Genomic DNA, 22,301 nt, shown 5'->3' with positions numbered 1-22,301 from the left:
CCGGTCGAGGCCCGCCCACGGATAGGCTCGAGCAATGGCACTTTTCTCGCGCCGCAAGAAGTCCGATTCCGATGACGTGTCGGCCGACCGCCCCGACGACGTGATCGAACCGGGCGAGCAGCCCGTCGACCCCGCGGATGCTCCCGCGTCGGAGGCCCCCGCGGCTCCGGTCCCGCAGGTGAACATCTCGACGTCGTCGTTCCGCGGCGTCGGCGCTCCGGTCGATGCGGCGCCCGTCACCGATTCGACGCCGCCGGTCGCCGCGCGGCCCTCGGCGCGCCAGCCGGGCCCGATGGAGGCGCCCGAAGGGCTCGAGTCGATCCCCGGCCTGCGCGACAACGCGCTGCTGGCGATCGCCCTCGCGGAGATCTCCGGACAGCCCGAACCCGCACAGCTCCTCAACGTCGCGCGTCAGCTCCTGCAGGGGCACGTCTTCCTGCGCGTCAAGGGTGATGCCCGCGCACTCCTCGCCGAGGGCAAGGACCTTCCGCTCGCCGTCGCGACGCGCGGCGACGAGCAGCTCGTGCTCGCCTACAGCAGCGGTCGGGCCCTGACCCAGAGCGTCGAGGCCGACGGTGACCGCGACACCTCGGCCATGGGGCAGCCGGTCATGGCGCTCATGCGACACGTCATCGGCGGCCCGTACGCCGGTGTCGTCCTCGATCACAGCTCGGGCGACGCCCGCGCCGTCCTGCCCACGGCGCTCCTGGAACGCATGGTGTCCGAGGCCGACCCCGACCTGCGGGTCAAGACGGCGCTCAGCGAGAAGCGCACCGAGTCGACGGCATCCACGATCGTCGACGCGGTCCTCGCGGGGGCGCCGCTGTGGATCGCCGTCGCGCAGTCCGAAGAGGGCGGCCCGGTGGGTGTGGCCGAGTCGCGCACGGCGACCGGCGAGCGGTTCCTCGAGGTGTTCTCGCACCCGCTCGAACTGCTCGCGCTCGGCCGCGGAGATCAGGCCGTGCCGCTGCAGACCGAGCAGCTGGCGAAGGCGCTCGCGGGCGATGACGGTCTCACCGGGCTGCTGGTCGACCCCGCCGGCCCATGGATCCGGCTGAACCGCGACGACCTGGCCGGGGTGCTGGCACTCGCGGAGTAGATCTCACACCCCGTAGAGCTCGCCGACCGGCACGGTCACCGGCAGCACGTTGCCGACCGGGGCGAGCGGGCACGCCCACGCGGGGTCGTACGCGCACGACGGGTTGTACGCGAAGTTGAAGTCGATCACGAGGGTGTCGGGCGCGGTACCGGTGCCGAGATCGGCGCCCTTGATCGTGTCGAGCAGGTAGCGGCCGCCGCCGTAGGTGCCGCCGGGGCGTCCGGCCGACGCGTCGCGCACTGGGACGAACAGCCCGCCGCCGTACGAGGTCAGGCGCCACACGTCGAGCGACCCCGTGTCCGGGAGCTCCACGCGGCCGATGCGCTCGAACCCGACGTCGCCGTCGGTGCCGGTCGTCGCCACGAAGGACGCCTCGTCGGCCTCGAGCAGAGTCGCCTCGAACCGCCAGGCGGCGTCGTACGGCGCCAGCGGCAGCCCCTCGAAGCCGTCCCGCTGTTCGGGAAGCAGGGGAGTGGCCGGGTGCTCGGCGAACAGGGCGTCGCGCTCGATCCGCCACAGCTCGTGCGCGTCTTCGGGGTCATCCGCCTCCCGCACGGCGGCGTAGAGCGCGAAGACGCGGCGCCGCCAGTCGGCGACGTCGAGGGCGGTGCGGGCGGCGCGGGAGGTCATGCTCCGAGCCTATGGCGCTACCCGGCGCCCCGGGCGGAGGCGAGGAGGCGCGCGACGTCGAGGCTGCGCTGCGCCGCTGAGGGAGCGCCCAGGATGACCACGGTGACCCGCGGCCCGTCCGGGTCGTTCTGCTCGAGGGGCGCCGTGATGACCGCCGTGAAGCCCGCGGCATCGGTGTGCCCCGTCTTCAGACCGTCGATGCCCATCGCGTTCAGCATGTCGTTCGTGGCCGCGAAGGATCGCCGCGCTCCGCCGTCCGGTGCGGGAAGGGCCTTCGTCCGATCCTGCGCGGCGAGCGCGCGTACGACGGGGGAACCCTCCGCGATCCGAGCAAGATCGAGCAGGTCGGCGGCGGAGGCGCGGTTCTCGGGCGACATGCCCGTGGCGTCCGCGAGCGTGACGGAATCCAGCCCTCGCGCCGACAGCCATGACCGTGCGGCGCTGAGGAAGCGGGTGTCGTCACCGAATACGTGGCGGGTCAGGCTCAGCGCGTGGTTGTTCGAAGAGGCGACCACCACGAGCTCGAGGAGGTCGTGCTCGGTGAGCACCTCGCCCCCCGTCACGGGAAGGGCCTGACCACCCGAGGCGCGCTCCTGCTCGTAGGCGGCGACATCCGCGGCATCCATCGTGAAGGTCGGCCCCGGATCCTCGGCATCCAGCGGGGCGCTCTCCAGCACGACCAGGGCCACGATCAGCTTCGTCAGGCTCGCGATGGGGCGGGCCGTTTCGGCGCCGGGGGAGAGGGCGGTCTGATCTCCCGCTCCCACCGCCGCCGCTCCGGTCTCCGGCCAGATGATCGGAGGCTCCCCGTTCTCGGACGGCTGTAGAGCGAGGAGCGCCCACGTCCCGCACACCAGCACGAGCGTCGCTCCGAGGGTCAGTGCGGCGATGCCCAGCGAGCGACGCCCCGTCGCGATGCGCCCCCGAGCCCGATCCACGTCGTCATCGTAGGCGGATCGATCGGTGACCTCCGCGCGGGATGGGGCATTGTCCCCATCGTGCGGGGCGATCACCTTCGACACAATCGGGTTCAGCGGGTGGGCCGTCGGTCTGCCACGCACTTCGCGAGCTCTGATTCGCGACGCATCTCTGGGGGGACGATGTTCAACGTCAAACAGCGCTCGACCGCGCGAAGCGCACGCGTGGCGATCGTGGGCGCGCTCGTGGGAATGCTCGCACTCGGGGGCGCTCCGGCCGTTGCCGCGACGGACGTCCCGTCGCCCGTGGCGACGTCGGTGGGCAGCGGGTCGATCTCGGGCACGGTCACCGATCCCGCGGCGGCGGCGGTCGCCGGCGCCCAGGTGTCGGTCACGGATGCCGACGGAGGCACGACGGCCGTCGCGACGACCGGTTCGCAGGGCGGGTATACGGTGCCCGATCTCCCCGCCGGCAAATACTACGTTTCCGTCGCCGCGCAGGGATCCGACCCCGTGTTCTGGCCGAATGCCACGACCCTGGGCGACGCGCAGACTGTTGAGGTCGCCGAGGCGGCCGCCGTGACGGGAATCGACATCGTGGCCGGCGCGCCGGTGACGATGTCGACGGCGAGCCCCTCCCCGGCAGACGACGCTCCGGAGGTCGCGCCGTCCGCTGGGGCGACCACTCTGAAGGCAGGAGCGTCGGAGGCCACCTACACGGTGACGGTGCATGTCGTCGACGAAGGCGGTGTCGCGCAGCAGGGCGCGTACGTGGAACTGGCGGGCGACTCGCACTACTACTGGGGCCAGACCGACGCGTCCGGAAACGCGTCCCTCACCAGTGTGGTGGCAGGTCCGTACGGATTCCGCGTCTATCCGTCCAGTGGTGACCTCGCCGGTGTCTCCTCGTCGCTGGAGGTGACGGGAAACACCACCTCGGAGGTCGTGCTGCAGAAGCCCGGGAGCGTGAGCGGACACGTCACGTCGGCCGGCGGCGGCGACATCGATTTCCGCCTTCTGCGCACCGACGATCTCCAGTACGCCGGATCGTGGCGAAAGGCCAGCGGCGCGTTCACGATCGACCGTGTCGCTCCGGGCACGTACTTCCTGGATGCCGCCCCTGTCGGCGACTCCGAGGCGCCCACTCTCTATCCGGGCGTCTTCGATCCGCGTGACGCCAAGGTCATCACCGTCGAGTCGGGGAAGGCCGTCACCGGGATCGACTTCGCACTTTCTGCGGGCCACAGCGTCACGGGAGTGGTTACGGGTGCCCCGGGGTCCTGGGCACAGGTCAATCTCCTCTCCGCTCCGATCGAGTGGAACGGGCGGTCGGTCACGCTGTGGTGGCGACAGGGCTACGCGACGATCGACAAGGACGGGCGCTATACCGCGACCGGACTCGCGGACGGGGACTACACGGTCTCGTCCACCTCATACGGCAGGAACGACGCCGATCCGAGCTGGATGGATGTGTACTACGACGGTTACTACGATGACTCCCCGACCTACTCGGGTGCGACACCCGTCCCCGTCCGGGGCGCCGACGTCCGCGGCATCGACATCGCGCTGCGCGGTCACGGCACGGCGTCCGGCGACGTGGGGGCGGAAGGTGGCACGGCCCCGCTGAAGAACACGCTGATCACGGCCTACCGGTGGAACGGCGCCACCTGGGACCAGACGCTCGCGGTCTCGGGGTGGGGCCGTTACAGCCTGGGGTTCCGGATGAGTGACGCCAGCTACGGCCTGCCGGAAGGCACCTACACCGTCGGCTTCTCCGACCCGGATGCCGCCTTCGGCGACGACGGCGTCGACTATCCCTACTGCCCGCAGTACTGGGATGCCAAGACCAGCCTCGGACAGGCGGACCGTTTCGAGGTCGCCGCGGGAAGGAACACGCCGGGGATCGATGCCACGCTGCGGCTGAAGTCCGATGGGTGCGCGGTGGACGCCATCAGCCCCGGGGCGCCGACCATCGAGGGGACTCCTCGTGTCGGCATCCCGGTCACCGCGAACCCCGGCACATGGGGTCCGCAGCCGATCCAGCTCGCCTACCAGTGGCGCGCGAACGGTGTCGACATCGACGGCGCCACCGACACCATCTTCACGCCGACCGCGGCTCAGGCAGGGACGAAGCTCACCGTCGCGGTGACCGGCTCGCGCCCCGGATACGACACCGTCACGGTGGTGAGCCCCGAGTCGGCCGTCGTCGCCACGGCTCTCATCACCCCCGGGGCGCCGTCGATATCGGGCAGTCCGACCGCCGGGTCGGAGCTCACCGCAGATCCGGGCGCCTGGACGCCGTCGGACGTGGCCCTCGCCTACCAGTGGACCGCGGACGGCACGATCGTGCCGGGCGCGACGGGCTCCACCTTCGTCCCCGGCGACGATGAAGTGGGCAAGCTCGTCGCGGTGAAGGTCACCGGGAGCAAGCCGGGGTACACGACGGCCTCCGCCACGAGTCCCGCGGTCGGCCCGATCGTTGCGGTCCCGCTTCTGGATCTCCAGGTCGGCACTCCTCGCATCGACGGTGAGCCCCGTGTCGGAACGGAACTGACGGCATCCCCCGGCACGTGGGGCCCGCAGCCGGTCAGCCTGACCTACAGCTGGTCGGTGGGCGACACCGTCGTGGCGGGTGCGGACGGCCCGCGGTTCACGCCCGGCCCCGACGCCGTCGGCAAGACCGTCACCGTCACGGTGCGCGGTTCCCAGAGCGGCTACAACCCCGCGACCGCGACCGCGACGGCAGGACCTGTCGAGTCCGGCGTGATCGCCGGGGGATCCGCGACCGTGGTCGGCGACCCGAAGGTCGGCGCGACGCTCACCGCGCAGAGCGGCGGCTGGACGCCCGTCGGCGTCACCCTCGGCTACCAGTGGCTCAGCGACGGCAAGCTCATCGAGGGGGCGACCGGGCAGACCTTCCAGCCCGACGCGGCCTTCCTCGGCGCAACGATCCAGGTCGAGGTGACCGCTTCGCTCCCCGGGTACACGGATGCCACTGCGGTGTCCGACCCGGTCGGTCCGATCGCTCCGGGTGTGGTGCAGCCGGGCACGCCGGTGCTGTCGGGACCTGCGCTGAGCGGCGTGCCGATCACGGTGGAGCCGGGAGCCTGGGGACCGGAACCGGTCGAGTTCGCTTACCAGTGGTCGGTGGACGGCCAGCCGATCGAGGGCGCGACGGATTCGACCTACACACCCACGACGGACCAGGTGGGCAGTCAGCTGACGGTGACGATCGTCGGCAGCAAGCCCGGCTACACCTCCGTCACCGCGGAGGCGAACGCCGGGACGATCTCGGCATCCATCACTCTCGACTCCTCGTCAGCTCTGCCCGGTGGCGCGATCGTGGTGACGGGAACCGGCTACGAGCCCGGCGAAACGGTGCGCGTGGAGCTTCACTCGGTCGTCAGTCAGCTCGGCACGGCCGTGGCGGATGCCGAGGGGAACTTCCGGTTGCCCACCACGGTGCCGCTGAGCACGGTTCCCGGTGACCATGCCGTGTTCGGGATCGGGGAGAAGAGCGGCCGGGTGGCCCAGGCGCCGATCACCGTCGGATCCCCGTCCTCCACCGGTGGGGGCGGCGCGTCGGTGAGCACCCCGGCCCCGCGGGCGCTCGCGGTCACGGGTACCACGGTGCCGACCGCGCTGGCGGTCGTCGGCATCCTCTTCGTCGTCGGAGGTGGTCTGCTCCTGCGCCGTCCGGCTCGACGCCGCACGTGACGTCCACGAGGGCGGGGCGAAAAGCCCCGCCCCGTCCCGCGCCGCGGCCGGCCCCTCTTCTGAGTGGGTCGGACGCGGCGCGCGGCCGTCTGGCCGCGGCGGCGCTGATCCTGCTCTGGACCGCGCCGATCCTCGTGCTCCCCGGCGTCTACCACCGCTGGGGCTGGCCGACGCTCCTGGCCGCCGTCGTCGCCGTGGGGTGCGCGGTCTGGGTCCGGCCGGCCGGGAGACTGCCGGGCTGGTGGTCGGTGGCGGCCGCCGTCGTCGCGGCCACGCTGGCGGTGCGGGCGCTGTTCGGCGATGCGCCTCTGGCGCAGCTGCTGGGGCGCGCGCCACGATACGAGGGGTTCGTCGAGGCGGCGGTCCTCGTCGCGGCGGTGTGGGCGGGAGCCCGTCTCCTCGGGCCGCGTGCGCCGGTGGCCGCTCACCTCGTGACCGTGCGCACCCTGGCGACCGCGTCCTGCCTGCTGGCCGGAGTCGCCGTCCTGGAGACGATCGGCTGGCGTCCGATCGAGACCGACCTCGAGCGGCCGGGTTCTCTCGCCGGTAATGCCACCGACCAGGGCATCCTGGGGCTGATCTTCGCCGCGTGGCTCCTTCACAACGCCCTCGGGGTGTGGTTGCGGACGCGCCGAACGTCCTGGTGGGCGGTCGTGGGCGGCGCCGCCGGCGTCGTCGCGGTGGTGACCTCCGCCTCCCGCGCTGCACTCCTGGGTCTCGCGGTGGTGGTGATCGTGATCGCCGTGCGAAGCGTGTGGAGCGCGCCCCGCCGGGCCGTGACGCTCGGGTGGGTGACGGTCGGCGTCGCCGCGGTGGCCGGGCTCGTCGTCGCGCTCCCCTTCACACGGGAACGCGTGTTCGGGGTCGACGGCTTCGCTCGCAAGACCGTCGGAGACCGGCTCGTGATCTGGCGAGACGCCCTCGAACTGGTGCAGGCGCATCCGTGGACGGGGGTGGGCATGAACGGATACATGGATGCCATCCCCGCCCACTTCGACGACACTTGGTATTCGACGGTCACGCCGGATCATGTGCTGGACTCCCCGCACAACCTCCTGCTGCAGGCGGGAGTGGTCGCGGGGGTACCGGGGATCGCGCTCGTGCTGCTCGTCGGCATCGCCGTCTCCATCGCGGGGGTCCGCGCCCTCCGCGCCGCCGAAGGGCCTCGCCGGGACGCGGTGCTGGGGGCGCTGACCGTTCTCGCCGGCGCGGGGATCGCACTGCTGATGGGCCCCACGTCGCCCAAGACCCTTCTCCCGCTCGCGGTCGTCGCGGGCGTCATCCTCGCGCGTGAGCCGTGGTCGCGCTCACTGCGGGGCCTCCGAGTGCTCGGCACGGCCGCCGTGGCCACGTGGCTCGTCGCCCTGACGCTGTGGACCGCGGCCGACGGGTTTCTCTTCACCGGGGTCTCTTCGGCGATGAGGGGCGATACCGTTGCGGCCGACGCGGCATTCGACGCTGCCGTGGCACTTCGATCGTGGGATGCCGACATCCCTCTGACGGCCGCGCAGATCACCGGCGGGGCGCTGCAGCAGGGGATGGCGGGTGCCGGTGACAGCGCGAGCCGGTGGAGCGCGGAGGCTGCCGCACGGCTGCCGCGTTCGGCCGCTGCTCGCGAGGCTGCGGGCATGGTCGCATTGCAGCGGGGCGAACTGCTCGTCGCTCGAGAACACCTGCACGAGGCGCGGGTGCTGTCGCCCGTGAACCCGCGGATCTGGCACGAGTCCGGACTGGCGGAACTGGCGGCCGGCGATGCCTCGGCGGCGCGGGATGCGTTCAAGCGCGTGCTGGAGCTGCAGCCGGATCGCACGGAGTCGCGCGCGGCCCTGGCCGAGGCGTGCCGTCAGCTCGGCACTGCCGACTGCGGCTGATCCGGCCCCGGATCACCAGCGTGAGTCGCCAGGATGTGTCGCTTCCGCGCCGTTCGAAGCGACACATCCTGGCGACTCGCGCGATCGGCAACGGGGCAGACACGACGCGCGCGGGCCGTTAGCGTCGGGGCATGGCATCCCCGCGCATCACGCTCACCGTGCCCGGCCCCGACGGCGACCGCGAGATCGGGGTGTCCAACCCCGACCGCGTGCTGTGGCCGGAGGAGGGGATCACCAAGCGCGATCTTGCGGAGTACTTCATCGCCGTCGCCGAGCCGTTCCTGGCCGCGAACGGCGACCGCCCGGTGTCGCTGGAGCGGTTCCCGGACGGCGTCGGCGGCGAGAGCTTCTTCTCGAAGAATCCGCCGAAGGGGGCTCCGTCGTTCGTCGAGGCCGTGACCGTGACGTACAACAGCGGACGGCGGCATCCGCAACTCGTCCTCACCGAGATCGGGACGGCGGTGTGGGCCGCCCAGATGAACACGATCGTGTTCCATCCGTGGGCGTCGCTCGCGAGCGACCCCGACCACCCCGTGGAGCTCCGCATCGATCTCGACCCCCAACCCGGCACCGGGTTCGCCGAAGCGGTCGTCGCCGCGCACGAGCTGCGGACCGTGCTGCGCGAGGCCGGACTCGAGGCGTGGGCGAAGACGAGCGGCAACCGCGGCCTGCACGTGTTCTGCCCCATCGAGCCGACGCACGAGTTCCTCGACGTCCGGCACGCCGTCATCGCCGCAGCTCGCGAGTTGGAGCGACGGATGCCGGATGCCGTCACCACGAACTGGTGGAAAGAGGAGCGCGGCGAGCGGATCTTCGTCGACTTCAACCAGGCCAACCGCGACCGGACGATGGCGGGGGCCTACTCGCCGCGGGCGCTCCCCACCGCGACGGTGTCGACGCCGGTGACCTGGGACGAACTGGATGCCGTCGACCCCGCGGCCTTCACGGTCCGCTCGGTGCCGGAGCGGCTGGCATCCATCGGCGATCCGTGGAAGGACTTCGGCGCCGCGCCCGGCCGTATCGACACGTTGCTCGAATGGTGGCAGCGCGATCTCGACGCCGGGCTCGGCGAGCTGCCGTTCCCGCCGGAGTTCCCGAAGATGCCGGGGGAGCCGCCGCGCGTGCAGCCCTCGCGCGCGAAGGCGCCCGCGGAGTAGGGCGTAGCGCTGCCCGGTCGGAGCGACGCGGTGCGGCGTGGGCGGCGGGGCGTGCCGAGAACAGGGGATGTCGCGGCCACAGGCTGATCGTGGCGGAATCGGCCTGTTCTGGGTGCGGCGCCTGTTCTGGATGCACCCGGCAGGTGCGGTGGCTCCGGGAACCGCTGGCCGTTAGTTCAGGACGTCGCCCAGGTCGTAGGCGCCGACGGTCTCGAGCTGCTCGAACGTGCACGATGTCGCGTCGCGGTCGGGACGCCAGCGCTCGAACTGGACCGTGTGGCGGAACCGCATGCCCTCGAGCTGGTCGTACCGCACCTCGAGCACGCGCTCCGGGCGCAGCCGCACGAACGACACGTCCTTCGACGCCGAGAACCGCGAGCGGTCGGTCTCGCCGACGACGGCTTCGCCCTCGGCATCCCGCTCGACGAGGGGCGCGAGTTCGTCGATGAGTTCGAGGCGGCGCTTGTCGGTCCACGCGGAGACGCCGCCGACCCCGTGCAACCGGCCTGCCGCGTCGTACAGCCCGACGAGCAGCGACCCGACGCCCTGACCCGACTTGTGGATGCGGTATCCGAGCGCGACGACGTCGGCCGTGCGGGCGTGCTTGATCTTGAACATCGTGCGCTTGTTCGGCGCGTACGGCTGGGCGAGCGGTTTCGCGACGACCCCGTCGAGTCCGGCGCCCTCGAACTCGGCGAGCCACTGACGCGCGAGGTCGGGGTCGTCGGTGGTGCGCGTCACGTGCACGGGGTGCGGCACGGATCCGAGCAGGTCGACGAGCTGCGCCCGGCGTTCGGCGAACGGCGCGTCCTGCAGGTCGCGGTCGCCGCGGGCGAGCAGGTCGAACGCGATGAACATCGCCGGGGTCTCCTCCGACAGCAGCTTCACGCGTGAGGCGGCGGGATGGATGCGCTGCGACAGCGCCTCCCAGTCGAGGCGCTGTGCGCCGGACTCGCCGCGGGCCACGACGACCTCCCCGTCGAGGAGGCACGGCTCGGGCAGCAGTCGAGCGAACGCCTCGACGAGTTCGGGGAAGTAGCGGGTGAGGGGCTTCGCGCCGCGGCTGCCGATCTCGACGTCGGTGCCGTCCCACGACACCAGCGCGCGGAATCCGTCCCACTTCGGCTCGTACGACAGTCCACCATCGACCTTGCCGGGCTCGGGCACGGCGGGCACGGCCTTCGCGAGCATGGGCGCGGGGATGTCGTACGGCATGGGTCAGCCTTCGCTCTCGTTCCCGGCGAGGGGCACCGGGTTCCGGCGCTTCTTGCGCCGGGCCCACTCGGCCGGCTGATCGGGACCGTTCCAGACGGTGATGATGCCCCACGCCACGGCGGTGAGCGGGACGGCGAGGAGGGTACCGAGGATGCCGCCGATCGCCGTTCCGCCGGCGAGGACGACCAGGACGACGAACGAGTGCAGCTTCATGGAGCGGCCCATCAGGACGGGCTGCAGGAAGTTGCCCTCGAGCTGGTTCACGAGCACGACGATGCCGACGACGATCAGGGCGACGACCCACCCGTTCGTCACGAGGGCGACGAGGGCTGCGAGGATGCCGGCGGTCACCGCCCCCACGATGGGGATGAAGGCGAGGAGGAAGACGAGCACCGCGAGCGGCAGGGCGAGCGGGACCTGAAGGATCAGGAGGCCGATGCCGATGCCCACGGCGTCCACCGCGGCGACCGAGGCTGTTCCACGGATGTACGACCCGAGTACCGTGACCGTCTTGTCGCCGATGCGGCGGGCGCGGTCGTAGTCGGTGCCGTGGAAGGGACGCAGGACGAATTCCCACATGCGCGGGCCGTCCTTGAGGAAGAAGAACAGGATGACGACCATCAGCACGAACCCGGTCACGAAGGAGGCGACCGCGCTGACGCCCGCGAGCGCACCGTTGCCGAACTGCGCGCTCGTCACGAAGTCGCCGATGGCGCTGACGGCCTGGTTGACCTGGTCCTGCGAGATCGCGAACGGGAGCGTGTGATACCAGTCCTGCGCCTGCTGGAAGCCGGCGACGGCCTGCGAGCTGAGCGTGTCCCACTGGTCGATGACGGCGCTGACGACGAGCCAGCCGAGGACACCCAGGACGAGGACCACCGCGAGCAGCGTGAGGAGTGTGGCGAGCACCGCCGGGACGCCCTTGCGGCGCATCCACATGGTCACGGGACCGAACGCCGACGCGAAGATCAGCGCGAGGATCAGAGGGATGATCACGAGCGTGAGCTGCTGGATGCCCCAGATGAGACCGGCGACGAGGATTGCCACGACGATGATCTGCACGGCGCGGATGGCGAGGCGACCGAAACCGTCGGCCCAGAGGCTGCGAGGTGGCGCCTGCACCGTCTGAGCGACGGTGGTCGCGACGTCACGAGCGGCGGGGTGGCGAGAGAACAGGCCCATGCTCAGAAGGTAGCGGGCGCCCCCGACATGGCCACGCCGCTTGCGCGCGACCCCGGCGCGGATTAGGCGCCGAGGTCGTGGCATCCGGATCAGGCGAAAGCGCTCATCCCGGTGATGTCGCGGCCGAGGAGGAGGGCCTGCACGCTCTCGGTGCCCTCGTACGTGTGGGTCGCCTCGATGTCGGCCATGTGCTGCATGACGCCGTTCTCGAGCAGGATGCCGTTGCCACCGAGCAGGTCGCGTGCGATCGCCGCCACCCGGCGCGCGGCGCGGGTGTTGTGGTACTTCGCGAGTGACGCCTGCGTGGGGCGGAGTCCGCCGGAGGCCTCGAGGTCGGCGAGGCGGCGGCAGAAGAGCTGCATCGCGGTGAGCTCGTCGAGCATCTGCGCGAGGCGTTCCTGCACCATCTGGAACTTCGCGAGAGGCTTGCCGAACTGCATGCGCTCGGTGGCATATGTCCGCGCGGCCTCGTAGCAGGCGGTCGCGTGGCCCAGCGCCGACCAGGCGACGCCCGAGCGCGTGGCGTACAGCACGGCCGACGCGTCCTTGAAGGTGTGGGTGCCCGGGAGCACGGCATCCACGGGAAGACGCACGTCATCGAGCGCGATGTGGGCCTGATGGATGCCGCGCAGCGACACCTTGCCCGTGATGACGGTGCCCGTGTAGCCCGGGGTGTCCTGCTCGACCAGGAAGCAGCGGACCTTGTCGTGGTCGTCGTCGCCCTCGGCATCCACGCGCGCCCAGACGAACGTGATGCCGCCGGAGGCGCCGTTGCCGATCCACTTCTTGGTGCCCGACAGCGACCAGCCGTCGTCGGTGCGCGTTGCCGTCGTCTCCAGCGAGACCGAGTCGGAGCCGTGATCGGGCTCGGTCAGCGCGAAGGCGCCGAGCACCGTGCCGTCGGCGAGCGGCTTCAACCAGCGCGCCTGCTGCTCGGGGGAGCCGAACATCGCCAGCGTCCGCAGCGCGAGTCCGCCCTGCACCGCGAGGGCCGTGGCGAGCGAGCCATCACCTCGTGAGACCTCCATGTTCACCAGGCCGGCCGCGAGGGGAGAGGATCCCGGGAGGTCGGGGTGCTCGATGCCGTCGGTGAAGAGCTCGAGCTCGCCCATGCGTCGGAGGAGGTCGATCGGGTAGGTCGCGGCATCCCACTCGGCCTGCATGCGGGTGCCGACCTCGTCGATGAACGTCTTCGCGCGGTCCCACGCGTCGCGGTCGGCGTCGGGGATGTCGGCGAACACCGCGTAGTAGTCGGTGTCGCGGCGACCGAGGAGGTCGTACGAGGCGATGCGCTCGCCGGGGAGCGTGCGGGGCTGGGCGTCGGTGCTCATGTACTCAGTATCTCGCATGGTGGTACTGGGTGTCATGTGGTGCGTCGGTTCGATGCGGTGTCGCGCCGCGTGCGGGGTTTCCGGGTTTCGGTGTCCAAGACACGCGGACCGCGCCGGCCGGCATCCGCGTGTCTTGGACACTCGACGCGGGAAGACGGCCGCAGCGTGCGACCCGGCCCAGCCGCCCGCCCTAGTGCGGGAGGCTCGCGCGCAGACGCCGGGTGACCTCGGCGGCGGGCATGCGGCGGGGGAACGCCGCGACGATGAGGTCGTCGCCCGCGGCGACGTCGCCGTCGGGGTGGACGCCGTACCGGCGGAGCACGTCGTCGAGAGCACGGCGGAGAGTGGATGCCGGAACCCGCGCGCCGCGCATGAGCCGGCGCAGCACGTGGTTGTGCACGGCGGTGACCAGGGCGGCGAAGCCGACGGCATCCAGGGGGTCGAGTCCGGGAAGTGCTTCGCGGAGGTACTCGTCGAAGAGGCGCTCGTAGCGGAACACCGTCACGATCTCGCGGTCGCGCAGCACCGGGACCTCGCGCACGATCGCGTAGCGGCGGCGGGCGAGCTCGGGGTCGGCGGCGAAGTGGCGGAACACGCGCATCGACGCGTCGCACACGGCCGCCCACGGGTCGGGGTGCGGCTGCGAGAGGAACGTGCGCGTCTCGGTGAGGAGCACCTCGTGGTCGGCGAACACGACGTCTTCCTTGCCGCCGAACTGCCGGAAGAAGGTCGACCGCGACACCCCGGCGGCCTGCGCGATCTGCTCGACCGAGGTCTGGTCGTAGCCGCGCTCGGCGAAGAGCGCGATCGCGGCGGCCACGACGGCGGTGCGGCCGGGAGGGGCGGGGACGTCGGTCATGACGGGAAGCCTACGGCGGTGGCGGGTGCGGGGTGGGCGTCGGGCCGTACTTACGCGACCCGCCGGAACCGCGGCCCCGAATATCCGTCCCGCTCGACGTTCCCCAGGAACATCTCCACCGGCCGTACCCAGTACGAGTAGTCGTCGTAGAGCTTCCGGTACGACACGAAGACCTCCTCGGTCTCCGAGTGCCGCGCGATTCCGAACACCTCGTACCGCTGGCCCTTGAAGTGCTCGTAGATGCCGGGTTCGATCTCCATCGGGCCTTCTCCCTCGCTCACTGCCGAACCCGTCGAGTCTGACAGGTGGGTGCCGGTGGTCGCCCGAGGTCACGGCCCTCACGCCGCGAGGCGGATGAGCCCCAGCGCGATCAGCGTGACGCCCGTCGTCCACAGGGCGATGGCGGCCGCCTGCCAGGCGATCACGCGCAGGGGCGGAACGCCCGTGGAGGTGAGCGCCGCGGCGGTGAACTGCGTGGGCAGCAGCAGCGGACCCAGCAGGCTCACACCGGGAGTGCCGTAGCGGTGGTAGGCCTTCTCGAACTTCTCGCGTCGGGCCGTCTGCGTGTTCGTGGAGGCACCGCGACGCGTGGTGACGGCCGTGCGGACGCGCGATGTCACGAGCACCACGATCGCCACGCACAGCAGGTTGCCGATGGCTGCCGCGAGGACGGCGACGAGGGGGTGGATGCCGCCGATGATGCCGATCGCGGCGGCACCCTCGCCCTCGATGAACGGCACCGCCCCCGCGGCCGCGACGATGAGCGGCTGCACGAGCGTGGGCACGTCGGCGACGAGGCCCTGGAAGCCGAGGACGAGATCGGTGAGGGGGTTCGACATGAGGTCTCCTGGGGGATGAGTCCGCGGGATTTCCGCGGTGATTCCATTCCACGGGCCGGGGCTCGGCCGCGGCAGTGCCGCGGTGTCACTGCCCCTCGGGAGGATGCGAGCCGCTCCCCGTGACGAATGTCACGGACGTGACGGTCAGCTCGCCAGGTCGTCCAGCCACGACGACCGGAACCGGGACGCCCGCTCGATGCTCGCGGCGACGACGATGAGGGTGACGGCCAGGTTCACCGCGGGCGGGAGACGCAGCGGCCACGTGAAGGTGCCGATGTTCTCGGCGATCGGCGGGATGTGCGAGACGGTGTCGATCAGCTGCGGAACCGCGAGGCACGCCCCCGCGACGACGATCGCCGTCGACAGGATGCCGACGAGCCGACTCGCCCCGCGGTGATCCCGGTCGAACGCCGCCCGGCGTCCCTCCGCGGAGCGGGGGTGGGGGACGAGCTGGCGCTCGTCGCCGGCATCCGACACGAAATGGCACCGGCGGAGGCCGTACCCTCCCACCGCCACCTCGATGTGCCCGCCGGGCACGGATAACCGGGCGGGAAGGCGCGATACGGCGGCGAGCACCCCGTCGCGATACAGGCGTGCGCGCACGTCGCCGTCGTCGCTGTCGCCGAGCTGATGCACGTCGACCGTGTACTCGATCGTCCGGCCGGTGGCATCCGGAATTCGCAGGGAGAGCTGCGACCGGCTCAGCACCTGCCACCAGCGGAACGGGGCGAGGGGCCGACCGTCGCCGGCGCGCGCCCGTCGCTCCGCGAGTCGCGCCCGCAGGGAACGGGGGCGACGGGCCGTCACAGCAGCACCTCGCTCAGCGGGAAGACCAGGTAGCGCAGGGAGTAGGCCTCCCACACGGCCCCGATCACCAGCAGGACGAACGCGGGGATCGACAGGATGCCGAGACTCGTGAGGCCCCGCAGGTATCCGGCGCGGCGGGTCGGCGCCCCGACCTGCGCGGGGCGGAGCCAGGCGCGTCCGAGGAGGAACGCGCCGAGCGCCACCAGTGCGTACGCCTGGAGCTCGATGAGCACGGTGAGGGAGTGGGGGATCATCGCCACCCACGTGAGCGGGGTCGACGGCACGAGCGTGATGCCGGTCTCGACCAGCCAGTACGCGAAGAACGCGAGCCCGGCGAACGGCACGATCAGCGACGGGACGACGATCGTCAGAAGGCTGAGCCGCAGCACGTTCACGGCCAGGATCACGAGGGCGAACAGCGGAGCCGACGCGGCGACCGCGCCGACGAGGTCGCCCGTCCCGTCGGTGGCGAGCGTGGCGGCGCGCGCGGCGGGGAGCGCGGGGAAGAGCAGACCGATCACGAAACCGATGGCGAACAGCCCGTAGGTGGAGCCGGTGATGATCGCGTAGGTACGACGGTTCTCGCGGATCAGTGCGAATGGGCGGCGCCAGTGCGGCGCTCGGGTGGTGGGGGAGGACATGCTTCCATCGCAGACGTTTCCGCGGGTGCGCGACAGTGTCGCGGCGTCACGACCCCGCATGACATCGGTCAGGGGTGGCGGCGCCCGAGGGGCCCAGGCACCACCCATGACGGATGTCACGCACGTACAGTGGCCCGGGTGATCACCCCGACCGCCGCCTACGCCCGTGACGTGAGCGTCACGTGGTGGTACACCGCGTCGTCGATCCTCTTCCTCCACGCGTTCGCGGCCGTCACCTGGACGATCGGGGTGTTCGCCGAGGGTGCCCCGACGGCCCTCGTCCTGAATCTGCTCGGCGTCGCCGGGTCGCTGGCATCCGCGGTGCTTCTGCTCGTGCGCTACCGCCGCGAGCCTCTCGACGACGCCGATGTCACCGCTCGACGGCCGGTGTGGCCGCTCGTCGTGTCGGGGATCGTGGCAGCCGTGGCGATGGGGATGTCGACCGGGTCGCTCCTGCTCGGCGTGGGGTTCGCCGCGCAGACCCTGTGCCTGGTGCGGTGGCGCGCGGGCGTGCGGGTGCGCCTGGCCGTGCTGTCGATCGTGGTGATCGTGGCGGTGTGGCTGATCGAGGTCACGCGCCTGCAACCCGAGGGCTACGCGCAGGTCTTCGCCCTGCCGTTCTTCGTGGCGCTCCTGCCCCCGCTGACGGCGACCTCGCTGTGGTGGTGGGACATCGTCTGCGAACTCGATCGTGCGCGCCGTGCCGAAGGCCGCCTCGCCGCCGCCCAGGAGCGACTGCGGCTCGCGGGCGACCTCCACGACCTGCAGGGCCACCATCTGCAGGTGATCGCGCTGCAGCTCGAACTGGCCGAGAAGATGATGGCGCGGGATCCCGAAGCCGCGGGAGACCAGGTGCGCGCCGCCCGGGCCAGCGTCGACGACGCCCGCCGCGGAACCCGCGATCTCGCGGCGCGCTTCCGCGGCGTTCCCCTCCCGGACGAACTTGCCAACGCCGCCGACCTTCTGCGTGCCGCCGGCCTCACCGTCGACCTGAACGTCGATGCGACCGCGGACCGTGCGCCGGCTGACGTGCTCGGGCCGGTGGTGCGCGAGTCGACGACCAATGTGCTCAAACACGGCGGTGGGGTGTCGGCATCCCTCTCGCTCGTCCGACAGGACGGGACGTGGGTGCTGGTCGTCGAGAACGACTTCCGGGTCGCCACGACCCCGGTGAGCGACGGCGCCGGCCTCTCCGGAATCGCCGAGCGGGTCGGAGCGCTGGGCGGCGACATGGATGCCACCCGCCTCGACGATCGTTTCCGCCTCACCGTCCGCGTGCCCGAGGAGGTCGCCGCGTGATCCGGGTGCTCATCGCCGACGACGAAGACATGATCCGCACGGCGCTCGCCGCGCTCCTGCGCCTGGAGGACGACCTCGAGGTCGTGGCCGAATGCCGCGACGGCGAGACGGCGCTCGCCGAGGCCGAACGGCTGCGGCCCGACGTTTGCCTCCTCGACCTCGAGATGCCCGGCCTGGACGGCATCGACACCGCGGCACGGATCCTGCGGCGCGTGCCGTCGCGGTGCGTCATCGTCACCCGCCACGCGCGGCCCGGCGTGCTGCGGCGCGCGCTCCGCGCGGGAGTGAACGGCTTCCTCCCGAAATCCCGACCGGCGGATGACGTGGCCGCGGTGATCCGCGAGGTCGCCTCCGGCCGCCGGTACGTCGACCCCGAGATCGCGGCCGACGCGCTGAGCGACGAGCGGAGTCCGCTCACCGACCGGGAGCTCGACGTCCTCCGGGCGGGCGCCCGCGGTGAGACGGTCGCCGAGATCGCGGCATCCCTCCACCTCTCGGGAGGGACCGTGCGCAACCACGTCTCGTCGGTGCTCGGCAAGCTGGGGCTGGCGAGCCGTCAGCAGGCGACGATCCACGCGCGCGAGCGCGGCTGGATCTAGCGGTCCGTCGCGCCGGGGCCGCGCGAGGTGACGCCGCCTCTGCCAGGCTGGCGGAGCGAGCGGAGGAGCACCATGGCGGCCAAGATCGACTTCAAGAAGTCCCTCGACGGTTATCAGGCCAGGACCGGGCAGTTCAGGGTCGTCGAGATCCCCGAGACGCGCTACCTGATGATCGACGGGCACGGCGACCCCAACACCTCGCCGGCCTACACCCAGGCGCTGCAGGCGCTCTACCCCGTCGCGTACAAGCTGAAGTTCGCGAGCAGACGCGACCTCGGCCGCGACTACGTGGTGCCTCCGTTGGAGGGCCTGTGGTGGGCGGATGACATGGATGCCTTCACCGTGGCCAGAGACAAGTCGCGGTGGAACTGGACGATGATGCTCCTCGTTCCCGAGTGGATCGACGACGCGATGGTCGAGGCGGCCGTCGACATCGTGAGAGCCGCCGGGTCGGCGGGGCGGGTCGCGGACGTCCGGATCGAGACCCTCGCCGAGGGGCGGTGCGTGCAGACACTGCACTTCGGTTCCTTCGACGACGAAGCGGCCGTGCTGGACGAGATGCACCACGGATTCATCCCCGGTCAGGGATTCAGCCTGAGCGGGAAGCATCACGAGATCTACCTGAGCGACGTCCGCCGCGTCACTCCCGACAAGCTCCGCACCATCCTTCGCCAACCCGTGATCGAGACGGCGACTGCGCGGCATCCGGACTAGTCCGATCCGTGAGCCACGGCTCGCCTCTGGCTGCTCGCTACGGTGGTGACGTGGATCAGCAGGCGCAGACCCTGACCGATACGACACCGCCGATCGGTCGATTCGTCGACGTGGACGGCCGTCGGCTGTGGGTCGACACGCGGGAGGGACCGGGCCCGTGCGCGGTCTTCCTCCCCGGCTCGGGTGAAATGGGGCTCGACCTGTGGCAGAGCTACGAGAGCGTGACTCGCTCTCGGGCCGGTGTCATCTACGACCGGGCGGGCACCGGCTGGAGCTCTCCCGTCGCGCTCCCGCGGACGGCGGCCGCGGTCGCGGAGGAGCTCGATTCCCTGCTGCGTGCGCTGGGCGTGACGGGGGCCGTCATCCTGGTGGGGCATTCCCTCGGCGGCGCGTACGCGCAACGGTTCGCCCAGCTGTTCCCCGACCGCGTCGCGGGCATGGTCCTGCTCGACCCCGTCCACGGCGCGTGGAACGAGGCGATGCCGGAGCGGCTCCGCATCGACGCCAACGCCTCGACGGCCGTCGTCGTCACCGATGAGCATCGCGCTGCCGGTCGCCGATGGCGGGAGTCGGTCACCGCCGACCTGCCGCCCGAGGTTCGCGAGCTCGTGCGCGCTCGCCACGCCGCCGACGGCCTGCGGACCGGGCCGCGAGAAGGGGCGAACTTCATCGAGATCCTCGACGAGCTCGGGTCCGGACCCTTCGCCGCCCCGACGATCGTCCTGCGGGCGGGCGCGATCGATCCGCTCCAGGCGCAGTTCAGCAGTGACGACGACCTGCGTGAGCAGGGTGCGGCCCTGCGCCGGATGTACGACGCGGCTCTGCCCGCGGGGTCGGTCTGCCGCGAGCTGCCGGCGGCGACGCACTCCGACATCGCCCTGCTGTTCGCGGAAGACGTCGCCGCCGCGGTGAACGACCTCGAAGCGGTGACGCGCACGCGGTGACGCGGGCGGGACGGCGCCGGACGCGGCGGACGTTCACGGCATCCGGATGCCGTCGATCCCGAGGGCGCACCAGGCGCCCCTCACTCACCGCCCGAGCGCGGAGAGCCGGCCACGCCGAGGTCGTCGTCCAGCCGTCCCTGGGTGACGCGGTCGCCCGGGGCCGGCGTGCGGAACGGAGGAGCCGCGGCCGACGACGGGAGCCTCACGGCATCCCCGTCGTCGCCGTCCTCGATGATCACGTCCTCGTCGTGATCGATGTCGATCTCGCGTCCGTCCCGATCGGGCGCTCCCCGGTGCACGGGCAGGAACGGGTCGCTCATCGCCATGGCGGTGTCCTCCGCGTCGCGCTCGGCTCAGCCGATCTCGGCGATCGCGTCGGTGATGACCCGGGCGACCTCGGCGGGGTGCGACTGCATCACGAGGTGCGGCGCGTCGATCTCGACGACCGAACGCAGGCCGGCCCGCGTGTACCCGAAGCGCTCGACGTCGGGGTTGATGGTGTGGTCCGAACTGGACACGATGCCCCAGGCCGGCTTCGTCTTCCACGCGGCCACCGGTGCCGGTTCGCCGAACGCCAGCGCGGCGAGCGGGCGCTGCGACACCGCGAGCACCTCCGCCGTCTCGAGCGGCACGCCGTGGGCGAAGACGTCAGGGAACGCGGCGATCTCCACCGACACATCGGTGCCGTCCTCCCCGCCGTCGACGGGGAACGGCGTGTAGACGAGGTGCTGGGCGAGGTCGGAGTCGGGGAAGCCGCCCTGCAGCTCGCCGAGGCTCTCGCCCTCTGCCAGCGCGTAGCCCGAGACGTAGACGAGGCCCACGACGTTGTCCGCGACGCCGGCCACGGTGATGACGGCACCTCCGTACGAGTGCCCGGCGAGCAGGACGGGCCCGTCGATGTGCTCGACGACCGAGCGGATGTAGGCCGCGTCCCCGAGCAGGCTCCGGTTGGGAACGGCGGGGACTCGGACGGTGTACCCCTGGTCGAGCAGCGTGCGCGTGACGGGCGCCCAGCTCGCAGCGTCGGCGAAGGCGCCGTGGACGAGGACGATGGTGGGGGATTGTGACATGGGAGTGCTCCTCTCACGGACGGCGGAGGTGCCGCGCAGCGTCAGGCTAGGAACGGTCGCGGCACCGGGCCAGGAACGGATGTCGAGACCCGTTGCGACCTCCGTCGAGGGGCGGAGCGCCTCATAGCGTTCCCACAGCCGCCGCCAGTCCTGCGTTTGTGTCGCGTCGTCACACTCGGCGGCATGACCGATCACTCCTTCGTTCCGGCGACGCCGCCGACGAACTCGTCCTCCGCTCCCGCACGGCGCCGCCCCACGTTCACCCGACGGCTGGTCGCCGGCATCAGCGCGGGCGCACTGGCCCTCGGCCTGCTCATCGGGGGAGGGGCCGGTTTCGCGATCGGCAACGCCTCGGCGGCCAACGCGAGCACCTCGAACACCGGGCCCGGCTTCGGCAACGGCACGCGGCCCGAGATGGGCACGCCCCCCGATGGCGGTACGCCTCCCGACGGCGGATACGGAACCCCGCCGCAGGGCGGCTCGGGAAGCTCGGACGGAACGACCGACGGGTCGAGCAGCGGCACGGGGTCGGCGAGCTGACCACCCGTGCGGGTGCCGCGCGATCAACACGATCGCCCCGGCGTCCCTAGGATCGTGGCCATGACCACCGACACCCTCGATCCGACCGAGACCGCGCACCTCCGCCGCGCGATCCAGGTGTCGATCGACGCCCGCGCCCACGGCAACCACCCCTTCGGCGCGATCCTCGTCACTGGCGACGGAGGCATCCTCGAGGCCGAGAACACCGTCGTCACCGACCGCGACGTCACCGGCCACGCCGAGACCAACCTCGTCCGCCTGGCCTGGAGAGAACTGGATGCCACCGAGCTGGCGGCATCCACCCTGTACACGTCGTGCGAACCCTGTGCGATGTGCGCGGGGGCGATGTTCTGGGCGGGCATCGGGCGCATGGTCTACGCCCTGTCGGGGCGGGGGCTCATCGCGCTCGCCGAGTCTGGCGAGGACGGACGGGAGCTGGACCTCCCGTCCCGCGAGGTGTTCGCCGGCGGGAGTCAGCCGACCGTCGTCTCGGGTCCGCATCTCGAGGACGAGGCGGCCGAGCCCCACCGCGGGTTCTGGCGATGATCGTCCGGGTATCCGAGGCGCACGTCCGGGACGGTCTCGCCGATGAGTTCCTCGCTCTGCTGCGCGAGCTGGTCGCATCGTTCCCCGAGCAGTACGACGGATTACACCGCCACGACGTGCTCGTCGACCTCGCCGATCCGTCGCGGGTGCAGTACGTCAGCGAATGGACGGATGAGGCGGCTCTCGTCGCCTACGCGGGCGTCGACTGGCGCACGCAGCCGGTGACATTCCCGGACGAGGAGCGGTTCCTGCGGCAGCCGCTGGAGCTGCGGCACTTCGAGTCTGACGCGGAGGTTGGAGCACCGACTAGTCGGTGACCTCGTC

Annotated in this window: 23 protein-coding genes; 11 read left to right on the top strand and 12 right to left on the bottom strand. The window is 71.5% G+C overall.

From position 1 onward, the window contains the following. The first annotated feature begins 34 nt into the window (after positions 1-34). Positions 35-1,099, top strand: coding sequence for an SseB family protein (locus CSIV_RS06440; RefSeq protein ID WP_077050559.1), 1,065 nt, complete (start codon positions 35-37; stop codon positions 1,097-1,099). A gap of 3 nt (positions 1,100-1,102) precedes the next feature. On the opposite strand, the gene CSIV_RS06435 is transcribed toward CSIV_RS06440, so the two are convergent. Together CSIV_RS06435 and CSIV_RS17835 are read right to left on the bottom strand one after the other, a co-directional pair. Beyond that, positions 1,103-1,729, bottom strand: coding sequence for a DUF1684 domain-containing protein (locus CSIV_RS06435; RefSeq protein WP_077050558.1), 627 nt, complete (start codon positions 1,727-1,729; stop codon positions 1,103-1,105). A 17-nt stretch (positions 1,730-1,746) separates the two neighbouring features. After that, the gene (locus CSIV_RS17835) at positions 1,747-2,667 is read right to left on the bottom strand and encodes a D-alanyl-D-alanine carboxypeptidase family protein (RefSeq protein WP_160897489.1); all 921 of its coding nucleotides are present in this window, start codon (positions 2,665-2,667) and stop codon (positions 1,747-1,749) included. A 204-nt stretch (positions 2,668-2,871) separates the two neighbouring features. Here CSIV_RS17835 and CSIV_RS06425 point away from each other — a divergent pair, with 204 nt between their 5' ends. From CSIV_RS06425 to ligD, 3 genes are all read left to right on the top strand, one after another. Further along, complete coding sequence (locus CSIV_RS06425) at positions 2,872-6,363, top strand: carboxypeptidase regulatory-like domain-containing protein (protein ID WP_160897488.1); 3,492 nt, start codon at positions 2,872-2,874, stop codon at positions 6,361-6,363. Further along, on the top strand, positions 6,360-8,234 hold the full coding sequence (locus CSIV_RS06420) for an O-antigen ligase family protein (RefSeq protein WP_160897487.1): 1,875 nt from the start codon (positions 6,360-6,362) through the stop codon (positions 8,232-8,234). The genes CSIV_RS06425 and CSIV_RS06420 overlap by 4 nt, the downstream gene beginning before the upstream one ends. A 131-nt stretch (positions 8,235-8,365) precedes the next feature. Beyond that, positions 8,366-9,391: a non-homologous end-joining DNA ligase gene (ligD, locus tag CSIV_RS06415; protein ID WP_077050554.1), complete on the top strand. Its 1,026-nt coding sequence runs from the start codon at positions 8,366-8,368 to the stop codon at positions 9,389-9,391. A 171-nt stretch (positions 9,392-9,562) separates the two neighbouring features. On the opposite strand, the gene CSIV_RS06410 is transcribed toward ligD, so the two are convergent. The 8 genes from CSIV_RS06410 to CSIV_RS06375 form a co-directional block, all read right to left on the bottom strand. Next, positions 9,563-10,606, bottom strand: coding sequence for an ATP-dependent DNA ligase (locus tag CSIV_RS06410; RefSeq protein WP_077050553.1), 1,044 nt, complete (start codon positions 10,604-10,606; stop codon positions 9,563-9,565). Between the two features lie 3 nt (positions 10,607-10,609). Beyond that, positions 10,610-11,788, bottom strand: a complete 1,179-nt coding sequence (locus tag CSIV_RS06405; protein ID WP_077050552.1) for an AI-2E family transporter — start codon at positions 11,786-11,788, stop codon at positions 10,610-10,612. An 89-nt stretch (positions 11,789-11,877) separates the two neighbouring features. Further along, positions 11,878-13,119 carry an acyl-CoA dehydrogenase family protein gene (locus tag CSIV_RS06400; protein WP_077050551.1) on the bottom strand — a complete coding sequence of 414 codons (1,242 nt, stop codon included), beginning with the start codon at positions 13,117-13,119 and terminating at the stop codon, positions 11,878-11,880. Positions 13,120-13,309: 190 nt separating this feature from the next. Then, on the bottom strand, positions 13,310-13,978 hold the full coding sequence (locus CSIV_RS06395; protein ID WP_077050550.1) for a TetR/AcrR family transcriptional regulator: 669 nt from the start codon (positions 13,976-13,978) through the stop codon (positions 13,310-13,312). A gap of 50 nt (positions 13,979-14,028) precedes the next feature. Continuing rightward, positions 14,029-14,238 carry a DUF1653 domain-containing protein gene (locus tag CSIV_RS06390; RefSeq protein WP_077050549.1) on the bottom strand — a complete coding sequence of 70 codons (210 nt, stop codon included), beginning with the start codon at positions 14,236-14,238 and terminating at the stop codon, positions 14,029-14,031. Between the two features lie 78 nt (positions 14,239-14,316). Next, complete coding sequence (locus tag CSIV_RS06385) at positions 14,317-14,817, bottom strand: small multidrug efflux protein (RefSeq protein WP_077050548.1); 501 nt, start codon at positions 14,815-14,817, stop codon at positions 14,317-14,319. A 144-nt stretch (positions 14,818-14,961) separates the two neighbouring features. Continuing rightward, complete coding sequence (locus CSIV_RS06380; protein WP_083735018.1) at positions 14,962-15,624, bottom strand: hypothetical protein; 663 nt, start codon at positions 15,622-15,624, stop codon at positions 14,962-14,964. Beyond that, complete coding sequence (locus CSIV_RS06375) at positions 15,621-16,265, bottom strand: stage II sporulation protein M (protein ID WP_077050547.1); 645 nt, start codon at positions 16,263-16,265, stop codon at positions 15,621-15,623. Before CSIV_RS06375 ends, CSIV_RS06380 begins: the two co-directional genes overlap by 4 nt. A gap of 138 nt (positions 16,266-16,403) precedes the next feature. Between CSIV_RS06375 and CSIV_RS06370 the strand changes: the two genes are divergently transcribed. The 4 genes from CSIV_RS06370 (at position 16,404) to CSIV_RS06355 (ending at position 19,821) form a co-directional block, all read left to right on the top strand. Next, on the top strand, positions 16,404-17,564 hold the full coding sequence (locus CSIV_RS06370) for a sensor histidine kinase (RefSeq protein ID WP_238592340.1): 1,161 nt from the start codon (positions 16,404-16,406) through the stop codon (positions 17,562-17,564). Next, positions 17,561-18,163, top strand: a complete 603-nt coding sequence (locus CSIV_RS06365) for a response regulator transcription factor (protein ID WP_077050545.1) — start codon at positions 17,561-17,563, stop codon at positions 18,161-18,163. Before CSIV_RS06370 ends, CSIV_RS06365 begins: the two co-directional genes overlap by 4 nt. A gap of 72 nt (positions 18,164-18,235) precedes the next feature. After that, entirely contained in the window at positions 18,236-18,877 is a 642-nt protein-coding gene (locus CSIV_RS06360) for a GyrI-like domain-containing protein (protein WP_077050544.1), read from the top strand. A gap of 50 nt (positions 18,878-18,927) precedes the next feature. Beyond that, entirely contained in the window at positions 18,928-19,821 is an 894-nt protein-coding gene (locus CSIV_RS06355) for an alpha/beta hydrolase (protein ID WP_083735017.1), read from the top strand. Between the two features lie 80 nt (positions 19,822-19,901). Here the strand turns inward: CSIV_RS06355 and CSIV_RS06350 are convergent, their stop codons facing one another. Continuing rightward, positions 19,902-20,147, bottom strand: a complete 246-nt coding sequence (locus CSIV_RS06350) for a hypothetical protein (protein WP_077050543.1) — start codon at positions 20,145-20,147, stop codon at positions 19,902-19,904. Between the two features lie 27 nt (positions 20,148-20,174). Continuing rightward, positions 20,175-20,891, bottom strand: a complete 717-nt coding sequence (locus tag CSIV_RS06345; protein ID WP_077050542.1) for an alpha/beta hydrolase — start codon at positions 20,889-20,891, stop codon at positions 20,175-20,177. 183 nt (positions 20,892-21,074) lie between these two features. Between CSIV_RS06345 and CSIV_RS06340 the strand changes: the two genes are divergently transcribed. The 3 genes from CSIV_RS06340 to CSIV_RS06330 are packed head-to-tail and all read left to right on the top strand — an operon-like array spanning position 21,075 to position 22,294. Continuing rightward, complete coding sequence (locus tag CSIV_RS06340; protein ID WP_077050541.1) at positions 21,075-21,431, top strand: hypothetical protein; 357 nt, start codon at positions 21,075-21,077, stop codon at positions 21,429-21,431. Positions 21,432-21,491: 60 nt separating this feature from the next. Further along, a complete protein-coding gene (locus tag CSIV_RS06335) occupies positions 21,492-21,977 on the top strand; it encodes a nucleoside deaminase (protein ID WP_077050540.1) in 486 nt (161 codons plus the stop codon). Then, positions 21,974-22,294 (top strand): putative quinol monooxygenase, encoded by a 321-nt coding sequence (locus tag CSIV_RS06330; RefSeq protein WP_077050539.1) that lies wholly within the window; start codon positions 21,974-21,976, stop codon positions 22,292-22,294. Before CSIV_RS06335 ends, CSIV_RS06330 begins: the two co-directional genes overlap by 4 nt. The last annotated feature ends 7 nt before the right edge of the window (positions 22,295-22,301 follow it).

The organism is Microbacterium sp. CSI-V (assembly GCF_001984105.1).
Lineage (GTDB): Bacteria > Actinomycetota > Actinomycetes > Actinomycetales > Microbacteriaceae > Microbacterium.
Note: the sequence above shows the minus strand (reverse complement) of the source record. Positions and strands in the feature narration are given on the sequence as shown.